This is a genomic window from Bradyrhizobium sp. 4 (assembly GCF_023100905.1).
In the GTDB taxonomy this organism is placed as follows: domain Bacteria; phylum Pseudomonadota; class Alphaproteobacteria; order Rhizobiales; family Xanthobacteraceae; genus Bradyrhizobium.
On the sequence record NZ_CP064687.1, the window covers coordinates 179178 to 203298 of the forward strand.

The following is a 24121-nucleotide window of genomic DNA, read 5'->3' on the forward strand; positions in this document are numbered from 1 at the left end:
GGAGACATTGATGGACATCGGGATCGTAGCGCAGCAGCTGTTCAACGGCCTCATGCTGGGGGTGATCTACTCAATGATCGCCGTTGGATTTTCGCTTTTCTTCGGGGTGCTCGACGTCATCAAGTTCTCGCATGGTGACGTCGTGACGCTCGGAAGTTTTTCAGCCTTGGGAGCCGCCGGCGTTTCGGGAGCTCTCTTTGCGCTGCCCCCTGCGCTGGCCTTGCTCACCGGTTTGGCGGCTGCGGTCGGCGCCGGGGCGCTCGCGGGCATCGTGATCGGGAGGATTCTTGTGATCCCCTTGCGCGGCGCCCCCAGCATCAATGTGCTGCTCGCGACCTTAATGGCCGGCACCGTGCTACGCGAGGCCATCCGGCTTGGCGTGCCCAACGGCGGCAACCCGAAGCCGTTTCCGGCTCTGTTGCCGAGTGGCATGATCAATGCCGGTTCCTTCAGTGTGGGTATCGATAGTGTGATCATCGTATGTGCCGGACTGCTGTTGGTGGTGGGAACGCATCTGTTCGTGACCCGCACCCGGTTCGGGCTCTCGATCCGCGCCGTGGCCCAGGATGACGAGGTTGCACGCCTTGCAGGCATCGACCAGCAGCGCGTGGTGCTGGGGACCTTCGCATTGGGATCGGGGCTCGCCGCTTTTGCCGGCTGCATGCTCGGGCTGTATTACCGCGAGATCAGCTTCAACATGGGCGTTCTGCTCGGCATCATCGGATTCGCCTCGGCTGTGGTGGGCGGACTTGGAAGCCTGATCGGGCCGATCATCGGGGGATTTCTATTCGCCGGCGTGCAGACGCTGGTTGTGGTGGCGATGCCGATCTCGAGCGCTTATCGCGATGTGGTGGCCTTTGCCGTCATCATCATCCTGATTGCGTTGTTCCCGACAGGAATCATTGCAGAACAGCGCAGCGAACGGGTGTGACATGAGCAGCCTTTCAAGCCCGGCTCCCTCGCTCTCCGTCCCGGGGATTCGTCGTCATCCGCGCGCCCTCGTCGCAGCCGTGGTGGCGCTCCTGTTTTCCGGCGGCGGCGTGATGATGCACGCCGAATCCCAGCCCGTCGTTCTCGCCTTGCTCGCAGCCTTCGTTCTGGCGTTTGGAGTGTCGGATCGAACGCAGATCGGCCGGGAGATTGCCGCCACCTGCGGCGACTACCGAGGCGTTGCCAATGGCATGGCATTGCTGTGTGCGTTGATCCTGATTGTCCTGTTTCACGCCGATCACTACGCGCTTCTCATGTTGTCAACGGTAGCAATCTTCTCCACTGCCTGCATCGCTCTCAACTTGCAGCTAGCATTCGCCGGCATCGCCAACTTCGCAGGCGCGGCCTTCTTCGTCGTGGGATCATATACGGCCGCCCTAGTGACTGCATACACCACCGTTCCGCGCACATTTGCGCCGTTGATCGGCGCGATTGTGACGGGTGCAATCGGCCTCGTGCTGTTGCTGCCGGTGCTGCGAACGCGCGGGCACTATGCCGCGCTCGTGACGATCGCATTCGGCGTGCTGCTGCGGACCTGGCTCGAAGTCAACGACGTCCTCGGCGGGCCCCAGGGGCTGAAGATCGGAAGCTTCTCGATCATGGGGCTCGATTTCGCCCGGCTCAAACAGATTGGTCCATGGAGCGTGTCGTTCTATCTGCCCTATGCAACGCTCTCGGTCTGCATGTTCGGCCTCGTGTTCATCCTCGTCCGTCGTCTGGAAAACTCGTGGGTCGGCATCGCCCTGGACGTTGTCCGCAGCGATGAGACCGCCGCGGCGGTGTTCGGCCTGTCGATCCGGCTGTGGAAGGTCGTCGGCTTTGTCCTCGGCAACGCCATCATCGGCATGGCTGGAGCGCTCTACGGGATGATGAACGGGTTCGTGACACCCAACGGCGCGAGCCTCGGGGACTCCCTGCTGATGCTCTCAATCGTGGTGCTGGGCGGAATCGGCAATTTGTGGGGCTCCGTCGTAGCCGCCCTGATCATCCTGGAAGTGCCGGAAAAACTGCAGTCGATCCAGGAATTCCGCCTGTTGCTGTTCGCCTTGCTCGTGCTCGTCATCTTGCTGTTCCGCCCGGGCGGCATCCTGCCACGTCCGGTGAGGGACCTGTCCCGCTTCATCGACGGAGCGCCAAAATGAGTAGCACTCTGCTGCATTGTTCCGGTCTCACCAAGACATTCGGCGGGCTGGTCGCGCTCGACCGTTTCGACGTCGAAATCGGCCGCGGCGAGACGATCGGGCTGGTCGGGCCCAACGGATCGGGCAAGACGACATTCTTCAACGTCATCACGGGACTTTACGACCCGAACGCGGGAACGATCCGGCTCGATGGCCGCGACCTCTTTGGCTGTGCGCCCCAGATGATCGGTCGTGCCGGTGTCGCGCGAACCTTTCAGCGATCGAGGCTGATGCTCGATCAGAGCGTGTTCGACAATATTGCGGTCGGAGCCCTCTGCCATTGCGATCTCGGTCTCCTTACAAATCTGTTTCGGCGCGCGCGGTGGGGCAGAGAGCTGCGGGAGACGGTCAATCGCGCACGCGAGATTGCGTCCCGCTTCAACGCCGCGATTGCCGACCGGCTGTTCCAGCCTGTGAGCTCTTTCCCGATGATCGATCGTCGGCGGATCGAGATCTGCCGGGCGCTAATCGGCAGGCCGCGCCTGCTGTTGCTGGATGAGCCCTCCGCCGGTATGACCCCGGATGAGACGCGCGAACTCATGGACGATCTCCTCGCATTCAGGTCCGAGATGCCGGAACTCGCCGTGGTCCTGGTGGAGCACGAAATGGACGTTATCCGGCGTGTCTCCGATCGCTGCATCGTGCTCAATTTCGGCCGAAAAGTCTTCGAAGGCAGTTTTGACGGGTTGATAGCCGACCCCGAAGTGCAGGCAGCTTATCTCGGGATAGGGCAATGATCAGCGTGCGACGAACCGCGGCGCGGACGTTGTCGGCCAATGCGATCAACGCCGGCTACGATCGCGCTGACGTTCTGAAGAACGTGACCATCGAGGTCAGGCCCGGTACGGTAACGGCCATCCTGGGGGCCAACGGCGCCGGCAAAAGCACATTGATCCGGGCCATCCTCGGGTTGACCCGGATCCGGAAAGGCGAGGTTCGCTTTGGGCACGTAGCGACTACAAACATGCCTACCCACAAGATCGCGGCCCTCGGGATCGCGACGGTCCCAGAAGGCAATCGCGTGATGCCGCGCATGAGCGTCCTTGATAACCTCAAGGTGGGCGGATTGATCATGCGTGACGACAGGCGCGTTGCGACCCGGATGGAGGAGATGTTCGAGGTGTTCCCGCGTCTGAAGGAGCGGCGAAGCCAGCTCGCGGGAACACTGTCCGGCGGTGAGCGGTCGATGCTCTCCATCGCGCGAGGGCTGATGGCCGATCCGGAACTCGTGATCTTCGACGAGCCCTCGCTCGGACTGTCGCCGTTATTTGTCTCGGAGGTTTTCGGAATAGTCCGACAACTGAAGACAGCCGGACTTTCGGTTCTGCTGATCGAGCAGAACGTGCGTCAAACGCTCGACGTGGCCGATTACGGCTACGTGCTGGCACAAGGACTCGTTGTCGCCAAAGGAAGCGCTGAACTCTTGAAAGAGAACTCCGAGCTTCACAAGGCATATTTTGGAATCCACTAGGGAACGGAGCTCGCTATGAATTTTCAGGTGTTGGAGCGGATCAATCCGCTGCGTAAGCCGAAAGGTTTCGAGCCGGTGGTCCAGCGTTGGTCCGTCGGTTTCCCACGCAAATGCGACGCCTTGTGTGTTGCATTTCACGGCATCCAGGGACCGAACGCGGAAGCCGTCTACAAGTCCGGCTTCATACGGTGGATGTCCGAAGCCGTCAGCCTGCCGAACGGCCCGCACGTGCACGATCATGCGTGGTTCGTCGATCACAACGGCCTCTATACGCATGTGGTTGCGAGCTATTGGGTTGACCGGACCCGTCGTGATGATTGGCTCGAAGATAGTCGCGTGGCAAATTGGTGGAACGATTCGGCGAGGTGTTCGGAGGCAACGGGCTACTTCCGTGAGAGCTTGACCGTTCCGATCGAGCGCCTTGAGACGCTGTATTGGAACGATTATCCAGCCGGAATGAGTCGCTCTAACGAAGTGGCGCTCTATCCGACACCGTATTGCGGCTACTACGGCGCGATGCGCGACCGGATCCCACTCGCCGCGGTCGATCCCTTGCCGTCGGCGCTGCCTGAGCTCCCATCGGCGACGCCGCGCGAGACCAGGTCCAATCGGTGGCGGATCGCTACGCCCCGGAACCTCACCGTCATTCGATCGGCGGCCTTTTGGGGGCGCTGCGATGCCGACCAAACCGAAGATTACATGCGCGACCTGCGAGCTCCCCTCGAACGCGGAATGGACTTCTTGCGCGAAAGTCCTGAGGCAACGGGTTGCTGCTCGCTGCGGTTTCAGCAAACATGCGATGTCGGCGGGGCACCCGAGCTCGAGACTCATGCGCTCGGATATTTTCTCTCGCTCGGCCACATGGAGAACTGGGCTGAGCATCATCCGTCGCACGGGGCGATCTTCCGCGCCGCAATGGCCCGTTACCGCAAGTTCGGCGCGAAGAACCAGCTCAGAACCTGGCATGAAGTCTTCGTGCTGCCGGAGAACAACCAGCTTTTCGAGTATGTCAACTGCGCACCAGGCACGGGCCTATTGAACTACTTCGAAGGCGAGCGGCGGTCCTAGGCTGGACGGCTCGAGTTACGGCCAGGATTCGATCAGATCGAACAGGGCTGTCATCGCGCTCGATACATAGACATCCTTTCGCCAGACGAACACCGTCTCAACGGCCGTCCGGGAAGGCGGCAACGCATGCGCAGCGACCCTGCCGTCCCGGGCGGCAGCTGCAATGACACCTCGCGGCATCAAGGTGACACCAAGGCCGGCGGAGAGGCAACTGATGATGGCGTCGAGAGAACCAAGCTCTTGCGGCTCGGACAGAGTGATCCCCATTTCCATCAGCATCGTCTCCAGACGGGTGCGATAAGAGCAGCCGGTCTGAAAGACGATCATCTTAAAGGGCCCGATGGCAGCCAGGTCCTTTGTCCGGACCGAAGGGGCCGTTACCAGCACGAGCTCCTCGTGGAAGAAAGGCCGTTGATGCAGGTCCGGGTGATCGACCGGGCCCGCGACAAACGCGCCGTCGAGACGATACTCGAGGACGTCATTCAACAAGCGTGTAGTGTTTCCGGTCGTGATCGTGAGCTGGACGTGGGGACAGGCGCTGGCAAACCTTGGCAGAAGCGGAGACAATCGCAACGCGGTGGTCGTCTCGAGGCTTCCGATCAGCAGAGTGCCCCTCGGCACACCATCATCCCGTGCCGCAGCTCGGGCATCCGCGGCAAGTTTTGAAAGCCTAGCGACATAGGGGAGGACCCTGTGGGCTGCCGGGGTTGGCGTTACGCCCCGTGCGTGACGCTCGAAGAGTGAAATGCCAAGCTTGCCCTCAAGCACTCGGATACGAGTTGTGACTTTGGATTGAGCAGTACACAGCTGCGTTGCCGCACGGCTGATACTTCCAAGACGCAGAACCGTCTCGAACACTTTGAGATCGGAGAGATCCATTCCAGTCCACTCTTGAAGCCAGCAGCGGCAACATTTTGAATGTCGTCACAAACATCCTAACGACCAATGTGGGCCGCGTGAAAGACGCATTGGGGAACGATGCGGCGCGCATCGTCATCTAGAGAAGAGATGACCGTCATCTCAACTGGTAATGGTTCGCCGCGAACCGGAGTCATCGCAACGAGGCTTGCATAAACTCGCATCCCTGCGCCCTTGTTCGACTGGCGCTGATATCAAGGTGGCCCTGTGGGCTAAAGGCAATTTTTATCAATGTGCGATAGATGAGGCGGAGTGATGGTCGGACTCAGCGTGTTGAGGATTTTTCATGCTTGCCAAGTTCAAGATTTCTTCCAGGCTGATGTTGATGGTGGTTCTCTCTGTTCTAGGTGTTGCATCCGTGGCCGGGGTCGGCTTGTCGGCCCTCAAGAGCAGCCTGCTCGAGGACCGAAAAGACAAGCTTCAGCAGCTCGTCCTCCTGGCGAAGCAGGTGCTTGAATTGGACTACCAGGGATCCCGAGCGGCAGGGCTCTCCGATGCGCAGGCCTTGGAACGGAGCAAGCAACTGCTTCAATCATTGCGTTTCGGCAAGGACGACTATTTCTATGCCCTCGACATGGATTCCGTACTGGTCGCGCATCCCAATCCCAAGTTTCAGAACAAGAGCATGAAGGACACCTCGGATGCCAACGGTGTCTTTTTCTCCCGGCTGCAAGTCGATCTTGTGAAGTCCGGCGGATCCGGCTTTGTCGCCTTTAGCTTTCCCCGTGCCGGCGTCGGCGACCCACTTCCCAAGATCGCCTATGTCGTGGGGTTCAAGCCCTATGACTGGGCAGTCGCGGGCGGCATCTATCTGGACGACGTAGACGCGATATTCATGGCAGAAGCAAAGCGCATTGGCCTTCTCATCCTTATAGCCCTTGCGCTTGTCGTGGCCACGTCAATTCTTCTCAGCCGCAGTATCACGCGGCCGATCGCCAGTCTCACGCGGGCGATGCGAAAGCTCGCCAGTGGCGATACAAGATCGGCGATTCCTGCGCTCTCGCGTGCGGATGAAGTGGGAGAGATGGCGACGACCGTCAAAGTGTTTCAGGACGCCATGATAGAGACCGCTCGCCTTCGCCAGGAACAGGACGAGATGAAATTGATGGCCGAGACGGAAAAACGGGGCCTCCTGGGCAAGCTGGCCGACGAGTTCGCACAAGGTGTAAGCACGTCACTCGATGCCCTCTCTCACTCGGCTTCCGCTATGAGGACGACGTCCCAAGGCATGTCGGAGACGGCGAGATCTGCCAGCCGCCAGTCCGGAGTGGTTGCGACTGCTGCAGAAGAGGCCAGCTCAAGCGTGCAGTCGGTCGCGTCGGCCACTGAGCAGCTCTCGGCCTCGATCGCCGAGATAGGCAATCAGGTGGCGCGTTCGACCAAGGTCGCCGGAGGCGCCGTTGAAGAGGCGCAACGGACTAATATCACAATTCAAGGTCTTGTAGCCGCGACATCAAAGATCGGAGACGTGGTTCAGTTAATAACTGCGATCGCAAGCCAGACGAACCTGCTGGCGCTAAATGCAACCATCGAGGCCGCCCGTGCCGGCGAGGCGGGAAGGGGGTTTGCCGTCGTGGCAAGCGAGGTGAAGTCGCTCGCAGGGCAGACCGCACGTGCAACGGAGGAGATCTCGACCCAAGTCAACGGCATGCAGGGCGCCATGAGCGAGGCTGTCCAAGCAATCGAGGGCGTGAGCGGCACGATATCCTCGATCAACGAGATCGCAATTGCGATTGCATCCGCCGTGGAGCAACAGGGTGTCGCGACGCGCGAAATCGCACGCAGCATCCAGAGGGTCGCGCAAGGCACCGAAGACGTAACGCGCAACATCGTCGGGGTGAGCGAGGCGTCTGCCCAAACCGGGGTGGCTGCGGCTGGTGTGCTTGCGGCTGCAGGTGGGCTGAACCACCAGTCCACTTTGCTGAAAGCGGATGTCGATCGCTTCCTGGCAAGTGTTCGGGCCGCGTGAGTTGGAGTGCTCCGTCGTCCATCTTAAAGATAGATGACCGTCATCTTGAATGATGATGTCGATTTCGCCAGAGAAAACATACACCGAGTATTGCAGCTTTTTATTGCTCGGTCCACCTTGGTTGCCCGCCGCAGCTTTGTTAGTTGAGCCGGCAGTGAGGAGCATCGCCATGCCATTTTTACGGTTCGATTTGATCGAGGGACGAAGTGATGCGGAGATCCAACGGCTTTTGGATGTCACTCACGAAGTTCTGGTCGAAACGCTCCACGTGCCGCCCCGCGACCGCTATCAGGTGGTGCATCAGCACCCCAAGTCCAGCATCGTCGCGCTTGACACAGGTCTTGATATCAATCGGACCGATAAATTGGTCATGTTGCAGTTGACGAGCCGACCGCGCGACAAGGCGTCCAAATTGGAGTTTTATCGCGTCCTGGCCGAGAGGCTGTCGTCGTCCTGTGGAGTAGCGCCAACTGACCTCATGATAAGCTTCGTGATCAATGCGGACGAAGATTGGTCATTCGGCATGGGACGAGCCCAGTTCGTTACCGGCGAGTTACACTAGGCCTGGAGCAAGTTTCCCGCAGTGTTGATGCAGGGAACCGACCCCGCCGGCCCGCACCGAGCCGAGACGCCTGCCTCGCCCATGAACGGAAACGCGTTGTCCCGTTCGACTGACATAAGCGATTCGGGGCCGGAATTGCCGCTTGGCTGCGGATTTCCTCCCCCAGAAGGCCAACAAGATTTCTCCTTGCTTTCCCAAACCCAGGTTGGCAGCGTACAATTCCGCCGCTGAACACCTTCGCGAACTAGGTGCCGCTCTGGCGCAATTCGATTTTGCTCGGGTTCGCACCCCCGCAGAAATGTCGGTCTCATTAGCGGTGCTGGAAGCAGCCGATTGCTGCATCGGGGCCATTATGCGCGACCTTGATGGTGCGTCCGCAGCTGGACCGATCATTGAGCTGTCGCGGGATCTGTCGCATTCTATTCAGGATGCACGCGACAGGTTCGCTTCAAGCGGGCTTTAATTCCATTACACGTCAAGAGCTGCTTACGAATGAACAGCAGCGGTGGACCAGTCAGGTCGGTGTCCCAGAAGCGCAGCGCAACCCGGGTGGCTGAGCCGACGGCATCTCCGGCGAAGTCGTCAGCATCCTGCCTCGATCAAGAAGGTCGTGAGCAACGTGGGCAACTATGTGACGTCGGCAGCCCGCGGCGATTGACGAGCAAAGCGCCGCGACGAACGAGCTATCGAGCAGCGCGCAGCGGCGTCGCTGCTGGGTTGGCGGAGCGCCCTATCTCAGCTCCCTGTTGATCGCGCCGGTTTCGAGAGACATGCGAGCGCAGGCTTGGTCAGGAGGCAAGACGATTGCTCTAGACGCTTGATCTCGCGCGCCCAAGTCGATCACGTTTCGAGTGACACGCTTTGACAGTCACCCCACAGAGGCACGCGAGGCCACTAAAGCTCATGCTGGCGATGCTCGGGCGGAGAGCGCTGCCCGCGCAACAAGGGGGCCCGGCAAGCCGCGGGGCTATGTCCCTTGCCGATCGGCCCGAGAATTCTTCTACCCTATCGAGGGACACGCGAGGATCCCTCGCCAACACCGTGCGCGCGCCCCGAACGACGGTGCTCCAAGAGACATACCAGATTTGCAATCACTCGCCTCGGCGTGACTTTGGGATCGTGCTCCGAAACTGCGACAAGCAGGCTGCACGCGCACAAATCCTGCAAGCTCGAAGACAACAAGGCTGTCGTAGAAGAGTATGCCAGCGCGCGGTAGCAGATTGAAATACGCAACTATTGCGTTTGATGTCCCGTCGCTTGATTCTCTCGCGATCGAAGGCCGCCGGTGTCGGCCGTGGAGTTGTCATGACAGCAGCTTTGGTCATCGCGCGAGTTGCACGCATTGTAAGGCTCACCAGCAGAGGTTCGGGCAGGTACAATACGCGATGTCCCCCGGCCAACCGTCGCTCGATCGAATTCGTCAGAGGTCCAGCTGGCTCGCGCTTGGGCGAGTGTTCGGGCTCTTTGAGCGCGCGAGTTGCTTCACCTGATCCGCTAATCTCGACCGGCGCCCTCGCCGCGTCCTCAGATGCCGCACGTTCTCTGCGCGGGAGCGCAAGAAGCAGCCAGATAGCGTAGCCGAGCCAACACACCCCTTGAACTGCGCATGCCATCCCGCGCCTGGAGAATTCATGTCTTCTGCAATCCGAACGCTTCATCTTGGGCTTAATCTTCACGGCGCAGGCGGACACGCCGCAGCATGGCGTTGGCCGAGCACCAATCCGAGCGCTTTCTTTGACATCGAGCATTATTTTCGGGCAGCGAAGGTGGCCGAGCGCGGCTTGCTCGACGCGGTGTTTCTTGCAGATACCCCGGCAATATCTTGGGATATTACCCGCCGACCGCCGCTCAACGGGCTTGAACCTACGCTTGTTCTCACGGTAATCGCACGTGAGACGAAACACATCGGACTGATTGCAACCGCATCGACGACGTACAATGAGCCGTACAACCTGGCGCGTCGTTTCCAATCACTTGATGTCATTAGCGGCGGCCGCGTCGCCTGGAATGCAGTCACCACCTCCAGCCCCGCGACGGTCGGCAATTTCGGTGGGCGCGAGCTCGGTCGCGAGGAGCGCTACAAGCGCGCCGAAGACTTCGTCGAAACCGTCCGAGGGCTATGGCTGAGCTGGGGAGATGGAACAATCGTCGGGGATCAGACCTCTGGAATCTACGCCAATCCCCAGTTTCGACTGCTCGACCCCAACACCAATATCTTTAGCGTCCGCGGTCCGCTCACGCACCCCGGTTCGCCACAAGTGCACCCGATCATCGTTCAAGCGGGAGGCTCGGACGACGGATTGCGGCTCGCTGCGCGCAGCGCCGATCTGGTGTTCGCTGCTGCGGGCGACCTGGAGACAGCGCTGCGCGAGGCCGGACGCCTGCGTGCGCTGTCGCATCAACTCGGCCGGCGGACGGCGCCGATCATACTGCCGGGCCTGGTCACCTTCGTTGGCGGCACGGAAGAGGAGGCGTATCGCCGCAAGAGAGCGATCGACGAATTACTCGATCTGCCCAGCGCGCTCGTCGCTTTGGCGCGAGGCATCAATGTGGCGCCCGAAAAGCTCAGCCTTGACAAACCCATTCCCGAGGAACTGCTGCCCGATCCGAATGATGTCCCATTTTCGGTCGGTCATCACCGCACCATCGAAAGCTTGGCACGCCAAGGCCGGACAGTTAGGGAGATCATAAGCAGCGTTCAGGGTTTCGGCCATCGCGTGATCGCGGGCGCACCGGAACAGATCGCCGATTCGATCGAGGCATGGTACCGCGCCGGCGCAGTTGATGGCTTCAACATCATCCCAGATGTGTTGGAGGATGGTGCGCCCGCCTTCATCGATCATGTCGTTCCAATACTGCAGCGCCGCGGACTGTTTCGCACCGAGTATCGGGAAGAAACCTTGCGTGACCGTTTCGGCCTTTCGCTCCCAGGGGGCGTTCCGTCGCAAGAGCGGGCGACGGCCTGATCGCCCGTCTGCCTCGCGGTTTCACTATCAATAGCTTGGAGTTCGATATGTCTCTGTCCGACACACAATCATCTGCGTTTCTCGCGCGCCAGCCACACGCTTACAGAAAGCAAAAGGCAGCAGCCATTGCAATCGCGCTCTCCACGCTGTCGCAGATCGCCTATGCGCCCAGCACTTTTGCTCAGGACGGTTCGAGCGATAGTACGAGGCGCGGTGGCATTATTCGATATGGCCACTTTCAGGAGCCGCCTTGCTTGTTCGGAGGATGGGTCCAGCAATGGTATCTACAGCGGCAATATAGCGACAATCTAGTCGCCCGGACCAAGGACGGGGAGATTGTGCCATGGCTGGCCACATCATGGACCATCTCCGACGACAAGAAAGTGTACACGTTTGAGATCAAGCCGAACGTGAAATTCACCGACGGGACACCGCTCGATGCACAGGCAGTTGCCGACAACATCAATGGCTGGCTCAGCACCAATCCGGACCTCCGCAATCCGACGGCCGCTCCTTATCTCAGCGACAACTTTGAATCGGCAGCGGCAATCGCGCCCGCGACACTTCGACTAACGCTAAAGGCGCCGTTCCAGCCGTTGCTCAATGTTCTGGCCCAGTCGTCCCAGGGCATTCTGTCGCCAACGGCGCTCAAGCGTGGACTTGCGGTGAACTGCGAGAGCCCGGTCGGATCGGGTCCATTCATCGTCGAGAAGTGGAATCGGGGAAAAGAGGTTATATTCCGCCGCAATCCCGACTACAACTCCGCGCCGGCAACAGCCAAGCACCAGGGACCGGCTTACGTTGACGGGATCCAGTGGAAGTTCTTCCCCGATCAGACCGTTCGGTATGGCTCTCTGCTAACCGGGGAATCTGATGCAGCTTACGACGTTCCAGCCGTCGCTTGGAAAGATGCCAACTCGCGCTTCACTGTCTTGCGGCACATTACGGGTGGCACGCCCCTGCGCTTGGCGTTGTATACGGCTCGCTCGCCTTTTGACGATCTGCTCGTTCGCCAGGCGTTTGCCTATGCCGCCGACCGAAAAGCCGCGGTCGAGTCCTCGTTCCTGGGCTCCTTGCCGTTTGAAGGCAATGGCGCGCTAAGCCAAAGCTCGCCCGAATATATCAGCGAGCTTGCCCCGTCATACAGGTATGACGTCGGCAAAGCCAATCAGCTCCTGGATCAGGCAGGTTGGACCGAGCGTGACAGCAGGGGCGTTCGCCTCAAGCATGGCAAGCCGCTCGTCGTACGCATCTCCTATTCGAGTTCGTTCTTGAAGCCCGACGGTGAGCAGGCCGTGCAGGTGATCCAACAGCAGGCAAAGGCTGCCGGCTTCGACGTGCGGCTTCAGCCAACGAACCAGGCCGATTTCTTCGCCGGGAAAAATCTCGGTCCGAACGATTACGAGGTCGTCCTTCTCTACTGGGTTGCTCCCGGCGCTGAAATCTTCCGCATCTCCTGGAAGCCTGACCTTAATGGTGAGCTCAATCGCTTCAATCCCTCACGCTACCAGGACCGGGCACTGTGGGACATTATTCAGAAGGCCGAAAAACACTTCGACAATGCTGAGCGAACCGCGCTCTATCAGGAAGCAGAGCGCAAGATCGTCGCTGACGCTCCTGTCGTGGGGTTCGCAGTCCTTGACGTCACTCTAGCTGTGCAAGCACATCTAAAGGACATTTGGCTCGACCGCGGCTCCGTCGGCGAGCCGGTCTTCTATGATAGCTATTTCGACAAGAAATCCGCCCCGTGAAAGTCGCAGCCCGCAGACAGGCCGTGTGGTTCGCACATCGCATCCTGTCCGCCGCAGCGACCGTATGGGCTGCGGCAACATTCACCTTCCTTGTCCAATGTCTGCTGCCAGGTGAGCGCGCCCAAATCATCCTCAACGTCGTCAGCGGCAATGTAGGGGCGGCCGCTCGACAAGAGCTTGCGGCAATCAACGCAAAATATGGCTTCGACCAGCCGATTTTCTTGCAATACGCGAAATACATCTCCGGGATTTTGCAGGGGGACCTTGGCCAATCCTACCACCAGCATCGGCCAGTGGCAGCCATCATTGCCGAACAGATTGGGCCAACCGTCCTCCTTGCGGTCGCCGCGCTCGTAACCGCGTGGGTGATCACTATTCTGACCACAGTTTTTGCAGCCGGGAGAGATAATTTCTGGGCGAAGCTGCTGAGCGGGATGCAGGTTCTGTTGGCGACCGTGCCGCCTTACTGGCTAGCTACCATCCTGCTCGTCGTCTTTGCCGTACAGCTTCGCATCTTTCCTGTGGTGGGAGGCAATTCGGCGATCGGCCTCATTCTTCCAACCCTGGCGCTGGCGTTGGAACTGTCTGGGCTCTTCGGGCAAGTCGTTACGAGTGAGTTCACGCGTTTGCTCGAGTTGCCCTTTGTAACTTCGGCCCGAACGCGAGGCATGGGCGATCTCGGCGTGCGGTTTCGTCATGTCCTGCGCCATGCAGCTTTGCCAGCAATCACCTTGTCAGGCTGGGCGTTCGGTAAGCTTCTGTCCGGTGCCGTTTTAATTGAGGCCGTCTTTGCCCGACAGGGACTTGGCGGCGTCCTGGTCGCCGCTACATCCACGCGCGACGTTCCCGTCGTCTCCGGCGTCATTCTGGTCTCCGCTGGCCTGTTTGTCATTGTCAGCGTGACCGTCGATTTCGCCTACAGTATCGTTGACCCAAGGATCAAATTGGCATGACCTGCTCTGCCGCGCTACCAGACGTCCTCAAATCTCGCTATTGGAAGGAAGCACTTTCAACGGCGCAGGCAATTCCTTTGCGGGTTTGCTTGGCCATAACCATCGTTACGTTCTTCTTAACAGCGGCGGCCGCGCCCTGGCTGGTACAGACCCATGATCCGCTGGCGATTGACCTGACGTCCTCACTACAGGCCCCGTCGCCCAGCCACTGGCTGGGGACTGATCAGTCCGGTCGCGATTTATACTCCCGCATTGTTGAAGGGGCAGGGCAGTCCCTGACCATCGGCCTTGGCGCGACCGCGTTGAGCGCGTCAATTGCACTCGTTCTGGGGTTCGCCGCCGGTCTTTGCGGCGGAGTCATCGATCATGTTCTCAGCCGTTTGCTCGACGCACTTTTCGCGCTACCGGTGCTTTTCCTTGCGCTTCTGTTCGTGGCCGTTTTCGGCACGACTGTGCTGACGTTGGTCATCGCGGTCGGGATCGGAACGGCCCCGGGTTATGCCCGGATGATCAGGGGGCAGGTCCTGTCTGTTAAAGGCGCAGGATATGTGGAGGCAGCCAAGGCGCTTGGACACCCTTATTGGCGTATCGTGCGAAGGCACATCCTCCCGAATGCCATGAACCCGTTGACCGCGATGATCACGCTTGGCGTCGGCCAGGCCATCATCTGGGCATCGGGCGTTGCGTTTCTGGGACTCGGTGTTCCCCCTCCAGCCTCTGAATGGGGGGCGCTCCTGAATGCTGGCCGCAACTACGTGATCTATGCGTGGTGGCTCGAGATCATGCCGGGTCTGGCAGTGGTGATCTTTGCTCTCAGCGTGACGGTGATCGGACGTTATCTGCAGAACCGCCTCGAAGGAAAGGGCTGACATGTTGCATGTTCTTCCTCCCCAGCCTCCTCAGCCAAGTCTTCTCAACGTAGATTCGCTGCGCGTGTCATTCGGACGCGACAATCCAAACGGCACGGCCGTGCGTGGCGTGTCGTTCTCGCTTCGACCGGGGCGTTGCCTCGCGATCGTCGGCGAATCCGGCTCGGGCAAGAGCGTAACCGCGCGCGCTCTCGTCGGGCTTGCGGGCCATGGCGCACATGTTCATGCGCACGAGATGAACTTCACAGGGACAGACCTGACTGACCTCAATGAACGTTCATGGCGGCTCATCCGGGGCAAGAAGATCGGCTTCGTGCTGCAGGACGCCCTTCTCTCGCTCGATCCACTCCGTCAGGTCGGCAGAGAAATCGGCGAGGGCCTCCTTCTCCATCGTGCTGTCCACTCCCGTGAGGAGCTCAAACGCCGCGTGGTTGAGCTGCTCGAACTCGTTGGGGTTCCTGAGCCTGAGATCAAAGCCCGGCAGCTGCCGCATCAATTGTCCGGTGGCCAACGCCAGCGAGCCCTCTTTGCGTCGGCGCTCGCACTCGATCCAGACCTCTTGATCGCCGATGAACCAACCACCGCGCTCGACGTGACCGTGCAGGCGCAGGTGCTGGCGCTGCTGGAGGAAACCAAGGCACGGGGCAAGGCTCTGATCCTGATCAGCCATGACCTGGCGGTGGTCTCGCGCATGGCGGATGATGTTCTGGTCATGCGCGAAGGCGAGGTCGTCGAGCGTGGACCAGCTGCGCAGATCTTCGGCAACCCGCAACACGATTACACCTCGCAGCTCCTGAACGCGGTACCCTCGGGACGTCCCCGCGGCTCCCGTTTGTCGTCCACGGCGATTGCACGGCTACCCAAGTCTCTGAGCCCGCTGCAACAACAACCCTCGCCTGAATCCACTGCAATCATCCTCAGTGCGACCAATCTTGTGAAGCGATTCAACGGCCCCGATGGCGTCCCGCGGACGGTGGTTGACGGTGTGTCCTTCGAGCTTCGGTCAGGCGAAACGCTGGGCCTTGTGGGGGAATCAGGATCAGGTAAATCCACCACAGCCCGCCTGGCGATGGCTCTGGATACTCCCGACGAGGGAGCCGTCCTGTTCCAGGGAGAGGCGTGGAGCGAAATCGCCGAACGCAAGCGTAGGGCGCGACGCCGCTCGATCTCCGTGATCTATCAAGATCCGCTCAGCTCCTTTGATCCACGCTGGACCGTCGGCCGCATCATATCTGACAGCCTCCTTGATTTGAACACCGGGTCGGAGCGTCGCCTGCGCATTATTGAGCTGCTCGAGTCGGTGGGCCTATCGCCAGCATTCCTGGATCGCCGGCCACTGGAGCTCTCGGGCGGCCAGCGCCAACGCGTCGCGATCGCGCGTGCGATCGCGCCAAAGCCAGCCGTGATCGTCTGCGATGAACCGGTTTCCGCTCTGGATGTCTCGATCCAGGCGCAGGTGCTCGATCTGCTCGGGGATCTCAAGGCGCAGCTCGGTATGAGCTATCTCTTCATCTCGCACGATCTCGGCGTGATTCGCCATCTCAGCGACCGGGTCATGGTCATGCGCCATGGACGCGTCGTCGAGAGTGGCGATACGGATGAGGTTTTCCTCAATCCACGGGCCGACTATACCAAGCGTCTGATTGCTGCGGTACCTCGCCTCGTCCGACCAGTCGCAACCGATCGCTCCTCGAGCCTCGTCAGCGGAGAGGTCGCATGAATGCGCCAGTACTTTCGGTTAGGTTTAGCGTGGATTGGGGACCAATAGACTGCCCACCGAGACCGATGTCCCGCCAATCCCATCGGGGCTGCTGATACCTCTTGCCCGCAAACAGATCGGAGGATCCGTCTCAACCAATAGACGAGAACCCTCCCGATATGGTTGAGCCGGCTCATTGAAGGCGAGTATGCGGGCGGTCCAAGCCGCACAAGCTTCTCTAGAGTCTATGTTGCTTGCTGATTGCCATGCACGACGATCTGTCCGGGCATCTCACGACTTCTCCACCTGTGACGGGATGGAGTAGGTGCAGACTCATTTGAACGCCTTCTCCTGACACGATTGCCGTGCAGGGCGGCGACCGCTTCAACGCGAATATTGCTGCGCCCATACCACTTGGCTGCACTAACGCCCATCATATCGCCGCTTGGATCGCGCTCCAGAAGCCGTATATCGTATACGGCAACGGAGCACCGATCGCGATGCTCGCCCTGTGCGCCTTAGTGCTGTTCGTCTCGAACTGGGGTATAAACGCAGCCATCACAGCGCTCGCCAGGCTGTGGCGTCAACCGGGGCCCATTCCAAACTCCGCTTCTTCCAATTGATACTTTCCCAATCGCCCGACTTTTTGACTTACCCAACCTTACCCAATCCGAGCCTCAAAGGCCGCTTTCGTTGGATGCGCGAAGATTAGCCTCGGCAACGCCGCGGCCGCTTGAAGAGGAGGGGGCGCGTGGTTTGCGGGCCAAAGAGCCCATCGGAGGGAATCATGCCAAGGACGCTCGCCGCTTTGCGCGGCCATACGGCTAGTTTTGCAAAAAAAGCTCTCATCTGCTCGACGCTTTTGGCCGGAACGGCCATGGCGTTTTCTCAAGCTAAGGCGGACGACATCAACTGGCGCCAGTTCGAAGGCACGTCGATCGTCTGGGCCTACGACATTCATCCGTATGCCGACGCGGTCGCGGCCCAGTTGCCGGAATTCGAGAAACTCACCGGCATCAAGGTGACGCCCGAACTCTATCCCGACGATGCCTATTGGAATAAGCTGACCATCCAGCTCAGTACAAAATCCCGCAGCTGGGACGTGGTGGGCACGGGCATTCAACCGGCCTGGGATCTCGCACCGGGCCAGTTGCTCGAGCCGCTCGATCAGTATCTGAACGACGCTAAGCTCACGGCCGCGGGCTACGACTACAAGGATTTCTTCCCTGCATTGCGGGATGCGCTGACCTGGAAAGTCAAGGAAGGCCAAATCGAGCCGGGAAGCGGGCAGGTGTGGGCGATCCCGCATGGCTTTGAGAACATCCAGCTGTTCTACCGTAAGGACATACTTGCCAAATACGGCATCGGGGTCCCAACGACTCCGCCGGAGATGTCCGCCGCCTGCGATAAGCTGAAGGCTGCGGATCCCGCCATCACCCCTTTGGGCGTGCGCGGCGTGCGCTTTTGGAGCAGCATCCACACAGCTGCCATCTCGATTGCCAGGTCCTATGGCGTGCATGATTTCGTCGTCCAGGACGGCAAGTTGGAGACAGGGCTGGATTCGCCCGAGTCGATCGCCTTCCACAAAGACTATGTGGACATGATCAAGAAATGCGCGGCGCCGTCCTTTGCCAATGACAACTGGTACCAGGTCGTTGATGGCATCAATTCAGGGCGCACCGCGATGGCGATTGATTCCAACATGTTCGGGTTTTGGAACGACGTGGCTGGCAAGCCCGCGTCCGGCAAAATCGCGTTCGCACCCCCATTGCACGCTCCGACTAGCAAGAACTTCGAGTCGAATATCTGGATCTGGTCGCTTGCGATGAACGCTGCGTCCCAGAAAAAAGGAGCCGCCTGGCTGTTCATCCAATGGGCGACATCGAAGCAAGTCGAGCTGAACGGCGCCATCGCCGGCAAGCTCGTCAACTCTCCGCGCGCCTCGACCTGGAGCGACAAGGCCTGGCTCGATTATGCGGCAAAGCCAGAGTTCAACAATTTCGTAGACACGTTTAAAACCGTGCAGGAACGGGCGCAACTCGCCTTCACAGCCCGCGTCGGCTTTGCCGAAGCAATGAACGCATGGGCCGTAGCCATGCAGAAAATGGTCAACGGAGCCGACGTGAAGGCGACGCTGGCCGCCCTTGCCTCGGAAATCCGTTCGTCAATGTGAAACAAACGGGGCGGCGAGCTCATCGCCGCCCCATGCATTTTAGAGATAGACCGAGATGGACCTTCGAGGATCCGACGGGCTCGTGACGCTGCAGTCTTCAGCCAGCCCACTTGTTGCGTCAAACGATAAGGCGGTCGCGCGCGCCGAGCAGTCGCATCTTGACTGGTGGAGCATCGCAGCCATAGCGCCAGCGATCACGATATTGCTCGGCTTTCTTTTTCTGTTCTTCTATGGCGTCTTTCAGTCGCTAACGGATCTCAAGTTCGGTCGGCCGCTGGTCCACTTCGTCGGCCTCAACAACTATGCAGCGCTGATCAAGTCGGATGATTTCTGGAACAGCATTCGGGCCACTCTTGTCTACGCCGGATCGGCGGTGGTTGCGGAGGCTGCCTTCGGTCTTGCACTTGCAAAATTGTTCGCGACCGAAGTCATCGTTGCACGGCTGATGCGGCCGGTCATCCTCTTGCCCCTCGTGCTGCCTCCGATGAGCGTAGCGCTCATGTGGACGACGATGATGGACCCGCAAAGCGGAATCCTTAACTATCTGCTCTCGCTTGCAGGAATCGCCCGCTTTGCATGGATTTCAGATCCCAACACCGCAATGTTTTCGCTCGTCCTGATTGACGTCTGGACCTACACGCCATTCTTTGCGCTGATCATTTTCGCAGGCCTTCAGGGTATCAATGAAGAAGTCAGGGAGGCCGCGCGTGTCAATGGCGCAAAAGGGTGGGCAACCTTTGTGCATATCGAGTTGCCGCTGATCGCTCCCTACATTCTGATCGCCGCGGTGTTTCGGCTGATCGAATCGCTCAATCAGTTCGACATCATTTTTGGCACTACGCAAGGCGGGCCTGGAGATAGCACCTCCGTTCTTTCCGTGCGCGCCTACATTATCGCATTCCAGAATCTCGCCTTCGGGCGTGGTGCAGCCCTCATGGTCGTCAACTGGATGATCGTGCTGGTGGGAACGTTCGCCATGGTCAAGCTGTGGCGCGTCGTGCGGCAGCGCGTCAGCTGAGGGCCAACGTATGCGACTGAAACGCGCCGCCTCCGTCAATTTGATCCTGAACCTGCTCGTCGGCATTTGCGCATTGATCCTCGCCTTCCCGCTTGTCTGGATCGTGATGATGTCGCTCAAGCAGCAGGCAGAGGTCATGACCTGGCCGCCGACCTTCTTGTTCTCGCCGACATTGGAAAACTTTCGCGTCTTGTTTGACGTCGCCCAAGCCGGAGCAACCAGCTACGGCACTATCAAGATCGATTTCCTGACCCCGATCACGAACAGCGTCGTCATAGCGCTTGGCTCTGTCTTCGTGTCCCTGCTCGTGGGGGTCCCTGCCGGCTACGTGCTGGCAAGGCGGGACATTCCCCTCAAAGAAGACATTGCCTTCTTCATTCTGGGCTTCCGCTTTGCCCCGGTCCTACTGGTCGTCATCCCCCTGTTCAGCGTTTTCCAGACGATTGGCCTGTATGACACCTATATCGGCATGATCTGGGTCTACCAGGTCGTCACACTGCCGATGATCGTTTGGCTGAGCCGCTCCTATATCGAAGATATCCCAAAGGACATCGAAGAGGCGGCTGCCATGGATGGCGCCAAGCCGGTCAGGGTCGTGTTGCACATCGTGCTGCCGCTTTTGAAGCCCGGTCTGATAGGGGCCTCTCTGCTCATCTTCCTGCTCGCGTGGCACAATTTTGCGCTCGGCCTGATCCTCTCTTCGACCAAGGCGCCGGTAACCGTCGCTCTGCTCAAGCTGCTAAACCCGGGCGTGCAATTCTATCCCGTCATGGCGGCAGGATTGGTCGTGACGATGATCATTCCCGTGATCCTGATCGTCATCGGCCAGCGCCACCTGGAGCGTGGCCTTACCTTTGGTGCTGTAAAATGAGTGCCAGGCCGTTGATGTTCTTCGGAACGACAAACCTCGATCTCTGCTTCAATGTCGAGCGGCTGCCAACGCCAGGTGAAAGCCTGATGGGAACGCTGACCCGTCACCCTGGAGGGAAAGGCGCCAATCAGGCTGTGGCCGCGGCTCGGCTTGGCTTGAGACCGCACTTTTACACGCGCCTTGGCGATGATGATGCGGGTCATTGGCTCCTGCAGTCCCTGACAGAGGCCGGCGTTTGCGCCGACGCGATCAAAATCGCGCCGGGCGAAGTCTCCGGCTCCGCTCTGGTCATGGTCGGTGACGACGGCACTAACATGATTGTCATAGATCCCGGCGCCAACCTAAACGTCACGCCGCAGATGATTGAGAACGCCGCGGAATTCATTCAGCACAATGCGATCGTGGTCGCCGAAATGGGTATGCCGGTCGGAGCGCTCAACAGGCTCTTCGAGCTGAAGCGGGACAAGGGCTTCGAGCTGATCTTCAATCCGGCGCCAGTGAGGTCCGGGCTTCCGTCGACAGCGTGGAGCTGTGTCGATTTCGTCACACCGAACCAGACAGAGGCTTTTGAGCTGACAGGTATCGAGGTCGACGACTTTGAAGGTGCCGCCCACGCTGCGTCCAAGCTTCTTGATCTCGGGCCAGGTGCCGCGCTGATCACCCTCGGGGCACAGGGCGCCTATTATGCTGATAAGACCCGCTCTTTTGCCCTGCGAGCCTTTCCCGTGAGAGCGGTCGATACTACCGCCGCAGGCGATGCCTTCAACGGAGCATTCGCCGCATCACTGGCCGAACGGCTGCCCTTGAGAGAAGCAGTTAGGAAAGCGCTGGCGGTAGCCGCGCTCTGTGTGACTAGACGCGGCGCGCAAAGCTCCATGCCGAGCGCCGAGACCGTTGACGAGTTTCTGAAATCCCAAACGATCCTGGAGTTGGAATGACCGAACAGTTCTCAGTTTCAAACAGAACGGTGCTCGTGACCGGTGCCGGGGGCGGCATCGGGTCTGCCATCGTGAATGCGTTTCGATCTGGTGGAGCGAATGTCCTTGCCACCGATGCCAACCTGGAAACTCTCAGGAGCACTCTGGCAAGCCTGCCCCATGGCAACGGCGTACTACCGATGGCGATGGATGTCGCAAGTGAGGACGATGTTAACAGGGTTCTGGACGCGGTCGCCAAGCACTTTGGCCGGCTCGATGTGCTGGTTAACAATGCGGGCGTCAAATCTGCCCAACCGCTCCTGAATGGCGATGCGGACAAAATCGAGCGGACCATCCAGATCAACTCGGTCGCGGTCCTGCGCTGCTCAAAGCTCGCGATCGAGCGCTTCATGAAGGACAAAGGGGGCCGGATCGTCAATATCGGATCCTCGCTATCGTCCCAAGGTGCAGTCTTTAACTACCAGGCGGGCGGCGCCGACTATTGTTTGTCGAAAGCAATTGTTCACGACCTCACCAAGCTGCTCGCCTATGAATGTGCCCCACACAAGATCAATGTGAATGCCATTGCGCCCGGGATCATCGATACACCGATGCATGGGCGCCCGCGCGAGGAAACCGAGGCACGTCACGGGGGCCGTATCCCGCTCGGACGGGTCGGCGTGCCGGAGGATATCGCAGGTCTTGCTGTTTTTCTTGCAAGTCCTGCAGCTTCCTACATGACCGGGCAGATCGTACACGTGAATGGCGGGATGCTGATGAATGGCTAGTGTCGCTTCTCCCCCCATTTGGCCGCCAGTGGACGGTATCATTTCGGATCTCGACGGCGTCGTCTACCGCGGCAACGCGGCTATCGTCGATTCCGTGGAGGCATTTGGACGGTGGCAGGCGGCCGGATTGCCCATCTGCTTCGTGACGAACAACTCGACGCACACGCCAGCGGATGTCGTCAGCAAACTGGCAGGCCTTGGGCTTGTTATTGCGCCGAACGACGTGGTCACCAGCGCCATCACCGCCGCCGAGCTCATCCGCGCTACATACCCGGAATTTGGGCGTATATTCGTCATCGGCGCGCCATCCCTTACGAAAGCCATGACAGACGCGGGGCTCGAGGTGACGGATCGAAAGCCCGACGCCGTGGTCATGGGGCTCGATCGACAAATTACGCATGAGAAGCTGCGGATTGCGGTCGACGCGATCCTAAATGGAGCAGCCTTTATTGGCACCAACCCCGACCTCCTGTTGCCGACGGCAGGTGGGTTCGAGCCCGGGGCAGGAGCTACGATCGCCGCCGTGGCTGCCGCCACGAAAGTGGAGCCTTTGATTGTTGGTAAGCCGGAGCCGCATATGATCGAGACTGCACTTTCCCGCCTGGGCACGGTACGCAGCGCCACCTTGATGATCGGAGACCAGATTCAGACTGATATTCAGGCTGGCAAGAGAGCAGGGCTTCCGACCGTGCTGGTCACGACCGGCGTGCCGCCCCGAGATGATCCCTCACTGGTATCGCCCGATTTCATCGTCTCCAGCCTGTCTGAGGTTGCGATAGCCCGAGCCACCATTGGAAGCCAGCGACCGAGGAGAGCGTGATGGCCGATGTCCGCCTGGAAGGTATCAATAAGGCCTATGGGACGATCCAAATCCTGCGGAATGTCGACCTGATCATTGAACATGGCGAATTCGTCGTGTTCGTTGGACCATCGGGTTCAGGCAAGTCGACACTGCTCCGAATGATCGGAGGGCTCGAGCGTATCAGCGGCGGGCGGCTCTTGATCGACAATGAAGTCGTCAATGACGTTGATGCCGCCGACCGAAACATCGGCATGGTGTTTCAGAGCTACGCACTCTATCCGCACATGACCGTGCGCGAGAACCTTGCCTTCCCCCTGCGTATGGCCAAAGTTCCGAAGGCCGGGATTGAGGCCAGAGTCACCGAGACTGCATCACTCTTGCAGATCGATCATCTGCTGGAACGTAAGCCCCGGCAACTTTCAGGCGGACAAAGGCAACGCGTAGCTATTGGGCGTGCCATTGTACGCGAACCCAAAGTGTTCCTGTTCGACGAGCCGCTGTCGAATCTCGATACTGAGTTGCGGGTGCAGATGCGGGTGCAGATTGCCAAGTTACACAAGCAGCTTGGCAACACCATGATCTACGTGACCCACGATCAGGTTGAGGCAATGACAATGGCCGACAAGATCGTCGTACTCAAGGACGGCAATATCGAGCAAGTGGGCAGTCCGCACGACCTCTATCACAATCCGGCATCTCGCTTTGTCGCCGGGTTCATCGGATCGCCTAAGATGAATTTTCTCAGCGGCCACATCGAATCAGCGCACGCGACGGGCATGGGCGTCAAGCTCGATGCAGGCGCGACAATCCTCGTTCCCGTCCAGCCGAACCAGTCGCTTGTCGGCAAGCCGATCACGGTCGGAATTCGCCCCGATGATTTCTCTCCATCCGCGGCGGAGAAGACCGATATTGGGATCGAGATCGACGTCGATTTCGTCGAGCATCTTGGCAGCGTCACCTACATCTACGGCAATGCTGGCAGAGAATCGATGGTTGCCAAGGCACCGAACGCGGCGGCGCCCAGTAGGTCGGGCAAGGTCCGTCTTGCGGCTTCGCCGGCGGACTGCCACCTCTTCATGATGAACGGAAATGCGCTGCGACGGTTGCATGCGCCGGCAAATTGGAGCTAGCCTTCCGACCTGCCCTGCAGGAGGC

21 protein-coding genes are annotated in these 24121 nt (G+C 59.6%); 20 read left to right on the forward strand and 1 reads right to left on the reverse strand.

The features are described from left to right. Positions 1 to 10: 10 nt before the first annotated feature. From IVB45_RS38290 to IVB45_RS38310, 5 genes are read left to right on the forward strand one after another with little or no spacing between them, the layout of a single operon-like run. On the forward strand, positions 11 to 931 hold the full coding sequence (locus IVB45_RS38290; protein WP_247360745.1) for a branched-chain amino acid ABC transporter permease: 921 nt from the start codon (positions 11 to 13) through the stop codon (positions 929 to 931). After that, positions 903 to 2132, forward strand: a complete 1230-nt coding sequence (locus IVB45_RS38295; RefSeq protein WP_247360746.1) for a branched-chain amino acid ABC transporter permease — start codon at positions 903 to 905, stop codon at positions 2130 to 2132. The genes IVB45_RS38290 and IVB45_RS38295 overlap by 29 nt, the downstream gene beginning before the upstream one ends. After that, the gene (locus IVB45_RS38300; RefSeq protein WP_247360749.1) at positions 2129 to 2908 is read left to right on the forward strand and encodes an ABC transporter ATP-binding protein; all 780 of its coding nucleotides are present in this window, start codon (positions 2129 to 2131) and stop codon (positions 2906 to 2908) included. Before IVB45_RS38295 ends, IVB45_RS38300 begins: the two co-directional genes overlap by 4 nt. Beyond that, positions 2905 to 3642 (forward strand): ABC transporter ATP-binding protein, encoded by a 738-nt coding sequence (locus IVB45_RS38305; RefSeq protein ID WP_247360751.1) that lies wholly within the window; start codon positions 2905 to 2907, stop codon positions 3640 to 3642. Before IVB45_RS38300 ends, IVB45_RS38305 begins: the two co-directional genes overlap by 4 nt. 15 nt (positions 3643 to 3657) lie before the next feature. Then, entirely contained in the window at positions 3658 to 4710 is a 1053-nt protein-coding gene (locus IVB45_RS38310) for a phenylacetaldoxime dehydratase family protein (RefSeq protein WP_018458442.1), read from the forward strand. Positions 4711 to 4725: 15 nt separating this feature from the next. On the opposite strand, the gene IVB45_RS38315 is transcribed toward IVB45_RS38310, so the two are convergent. Then, a complete protein-coding gene (locus IVB45_RS38315; protein WP_247360753.1) occupies positions 4726 to 5589 on the reverse strand; it encodes a LysR family transcriptional regulator in 864 nt (287 codons plus the stop codon). Positions 5590 to 5914: 325 nt separating this feature from the next. On the opposite strand from IVB45_RS38315, the gene IVB45_RS38320 reads away from it, so the two are divergent. From IVB45_RS38320 to ugpC, 15 genes are all read left to right on the forward strand, one after another. Next, positions 5915 to 7597 (forward strand): methyl-accepting chemotaxis protein, encoded by a 1683-nt coding sequence (locus IVB45_RS38320; RefSeq protein WP_247360755.1) that lies wholly within the window; start codon positions 5915 to 5917, stop codon positions 7595 to 7597. Between the two features lie 169 nt (positions 7598 to 7766). After that, on the forward strand, positions 7767 to 8159 hold the full coding sequence (locus IVB45_RS38325; RefSeq protein ID WP_247285611.1) for a tautomerase family protein: 393 nt from the start codon (positions 7767 to 7769) through the stop codon (positions 8157 to 8159). A 142-nt stretch (positions 8160 to 8301) separates the two neighbouring features. Beyond that, complete coding sequence (locus IVB45_RS38330) at positions 8302 to 8622, forward strand: hypothetical protein (RefSeq protein WP_247360758.1); 321 nt, start codon at positions 8302 to 8304, stop codon at positions 8620 to 8622. 1168 nt (positions 8623 to 9790) lie between these two features. Then, entirely contained in the window at positions 9791 to 11125 is a 1335-nt protein-coding gene (locus IVB45_RS38335) for an NtaA/DmoA family FMN-dependent monooxygenase (protein ID WP_247360760.1), read from the forward strand. A 47-nt stretch (positions 11126 to 11172) separates the two neighbouring features. Next, on the forward strand, positions 11173 to 12876 hold the full coding sequence (locus IVB45_RS38340; RefSeq protein WP_247360762.1) for an ABC transporter substrate-binding protein: 1704 nt from the start codon (positions 11173 to 11175) through the stop codon (positions 12874 to 12876). Next, positions 12873 to 13829: an ABC transporter permease gene (locus IVB45_RS38345; protein ID WP_247360764.1), complete on the forward strand. Its 957-nt coding sequence runs from the start codon at positions 12873 to 12875 to the stop codon at positions 13827 to 13829. The genes IVB45_RS38340 and IVB45_RS38345 overlap by 4 nt, the downstream gene beginning before the upstream one ends. Continuing rightward, positions 13826 to 14698 (forward strand): ABC transporter permease, encoded by an 873-nt coding sequence (locus IVB45_RS38350; RefSeq protein ID WP_247360766.1) that lies wholly within the window; start codon positions 13826 to 13828, stop codon positions 14696 to 14698. Before IVB45_RS38345 ends, IVB45_RS38350 begins: the two co-directional genes overlap by 4 nt. A gap of 1 nt (position 14699) precedes the next feature. Beyond that, complete coding sequence (locus IVB45_RS38355) at positions 14700 to 16418, forward strand: ABC transporter ATP-binding protein (RefSeq protein WP_247360770.1); 1719 nt, start codon at positions 14700 to 14702, stop codon at positions 16416 to 16418. Positions 16419 to 17184: 766 nt separating this feature from the next. Then, on the forward strand, positions 17185 to 18570 hold the full coding sequence (locus IVB45_RS38360; RefSeq protein WP_247300021.1) for an extracellular solute-binding protein: 1386 nt from the start codon (positions 17185 to 17187) through the stop codon (positions 18568 to 18570). Between the two features lie 82 nt (positions 18571 to 18652). Beyond that, the gene (locus tag IVB45_RS38365) at positions 18653 to 19588 is read left to right on the forward strand and encodes a sugar ABC transporter permease (protein ID WP_247285568.1); all 936 of its coding nucleotides are present in this window, start codon (positions 18653 to 18655) and stop codon (positions 19586 to 19588) included. 40 nt (positions 19589 to 19628) lie between these two features. After that, positions 19629 to 20459 (forward strand): carbohydrate ABC transporter permease, encoded by an 831-nt coding sequence (locus IVB45_RS38370; RefSeq protein WP_247360773.1) that lies wholly within the window; start codon positions 19629 to 19631, stop codon positions 20457 to 20459. Then, positions 20456 to 21397: a ribokinase gene (locus tag IVB45_RS38375; RefSeq protein ID WP_018457748.1), complete on the forward strand. Its 942-nt coding sequence runs from the start codon at positions 20456 to 20458 to the stop codon at positions 21395 to 21397. The genes IVB45_RS38370 and IVB45_RS38375 overlap by 4 nt, the downstream gene beginning before the upstream one ends. Further along, complete coding sequence (locus tag IVB45_RS38380) at positions 21394 to 22164, forward strand: SDR family oxidoreductase (RefSeq protein ID WP_026233437.1); 771 nt, start codon at positions 21394 to 21396, stop codon at positions 22162 to 22164. Before IVB45_RS38375 ends, IVB45_RS38380 begins: the two co-directional genes overlap by 4 nt. Further along, positions 22157 to 22984, forward strand: coding sequence for an HAD-IIA family hydrolase (locus IVB45_RS38385; RefSeq protein WP_247360775.1), 828 nt, complete (start codon positions 22157 to 22159; stop codon positions 22982 to 22984). The genes IVB45_RS38380 and IVB45_RS38385 overlap by 8 nt, the downstream gene beginning before the upstream one ends. Then, positions 22984 to 24096 carry a sn-glycerol-3-phosphate ABC transporter ATP-binding protein UgpC gene (gene ugpC, locus IVB45_RS38390; protein WP_018457745.1) on the forward strand — a complete coding sequence of 371 codons (1113 nt, stop codon included), beginning with the start codon at positions 22984 to 22986 and terminating at the stop codon, positions 24094 to 24096. The genes IVB45_RS38385 and ugpC overlap by 1 nt, the downstream gene beginning before the upstream one ends. Positions 24097 to 24121: the final 25 nt, after the last annotated feature.

Excerpts from the sequence above, each read along its gene's own strand:
- IVB45_RS38290 (WP_247360745.1), top strand. The coding sequence starts at position 11 with ATGGACATCGGGATCGTAGCGCAGCAGCTGTTCAACGGCCTCATGCTG.
- IVB45_RS38300 (WP_247360749.1), top strand. The coding sequence starts at position 2,129 with ATGAGTAGCACTCTGCTGCATTGTTCCGGTCTCACCAAGACATTCGGC.
- IVB45_RS38305 (WP_247360751.1), top strand. The coding sequence starts at position 2,905 with ATGATCAGCGTGCGACGAACCGCGGCGCGGACGTTGTCGGCCAATGCG.
- IVB45_RS38310 (WP_018458442.1), top strand. The coding sequence starts at position 3,658 with ATGAATTTTCAGGTGTTGGAGCGGATCAATCCGCTGCGTAAGCCGAAA.
- IVB45_RS38315 (WP_247360753.1), bottom strand. The coding sequence starts at position 5,589 with ATGGATCTCTCCGATCTCAAAGTGTTCGAGACGGTTCTGCGTCTTGGA.
- IVB45_RS38320 (WP_247360755.1), top strand. The coding sequence starts at position 5,915 with ATGCTTGCCAAGTTCAAGATTTCTTCCAGGCTGATGTTGATGGTGGTT.
- IVB45_RS38325 (WP_247285611.1), top strand. The coding sequence starts at position 7,767 with ATGCCATTTTTACGGTTCGATTTGATCGAGGGACGAAGTGATGCGGAG.
- IVB45_RS38335 (WP_247360760.1), top strand. The coding sequence starts at position 9,791 with ATGTCTTCTGCAATCCGAACGCTTCATCTTGGGCTTAATCTTCACGGC.
- IVB45_RS38340 (WP_247360762.1), top strand. The coding sequence starts at position 11,173 with ATGTCTCTGTCCGACACACAATCATCTGCGTTTCTCGCGCGCCAGCCA.
- IVB45_RS38350 (WP_247360766.1), top strand. The coding sequence starts at position 13,826 with ATGACCTGCTCTGCCGCGCTACCAGACGTCCTCAAATCTCGCTATTGG.
- IVB45_RS38355 (WP_247360770.1), top strand. The coding sequence starts at position 14,700 with ATGTTGCATGTTCTTCCTCCCCAGCCTCCTCAGCCAAGTCTTCTCAAC.
- IVB45_RS38360 (WP_247300021.1), top strand. The coding sequence starts at position 17,185 with ATGCCAAGGACGCTCGCCGCTTTGCGCGGCCATACGGCTAGTTTTGCA.
- IVB45_RS38375 (WP_018457748.1), top strand. The coding sequence starts at position 20,456 with ATGAGTGCCAGGCCGTTGATGTTCTTCGGAACGACAAACCTCGATCTC.
- IVB45_RS38380 (WP_026233437.1), top strand. The coding sequence starts at position 21,394 with ATGACCGAACAGTTCTCAGTTTCAAACAGAACGGTGCTCGTGACCGGT.
- IVB45_RS38385 (WP_247360775.1), top strand. The coding sequence starts at position 22,157 with ATGGCTAGTGTCGCTTCTCCCCCCATTTGGCCGCCAGTGGACGGTATC.
- ugpC (WP_018457745.1), top strand. The coding sequence starts at position 22,984 with ATGGCCGATGTCCGCCTGGAAGGTATCAATAAGGCCTATGGGACGATC.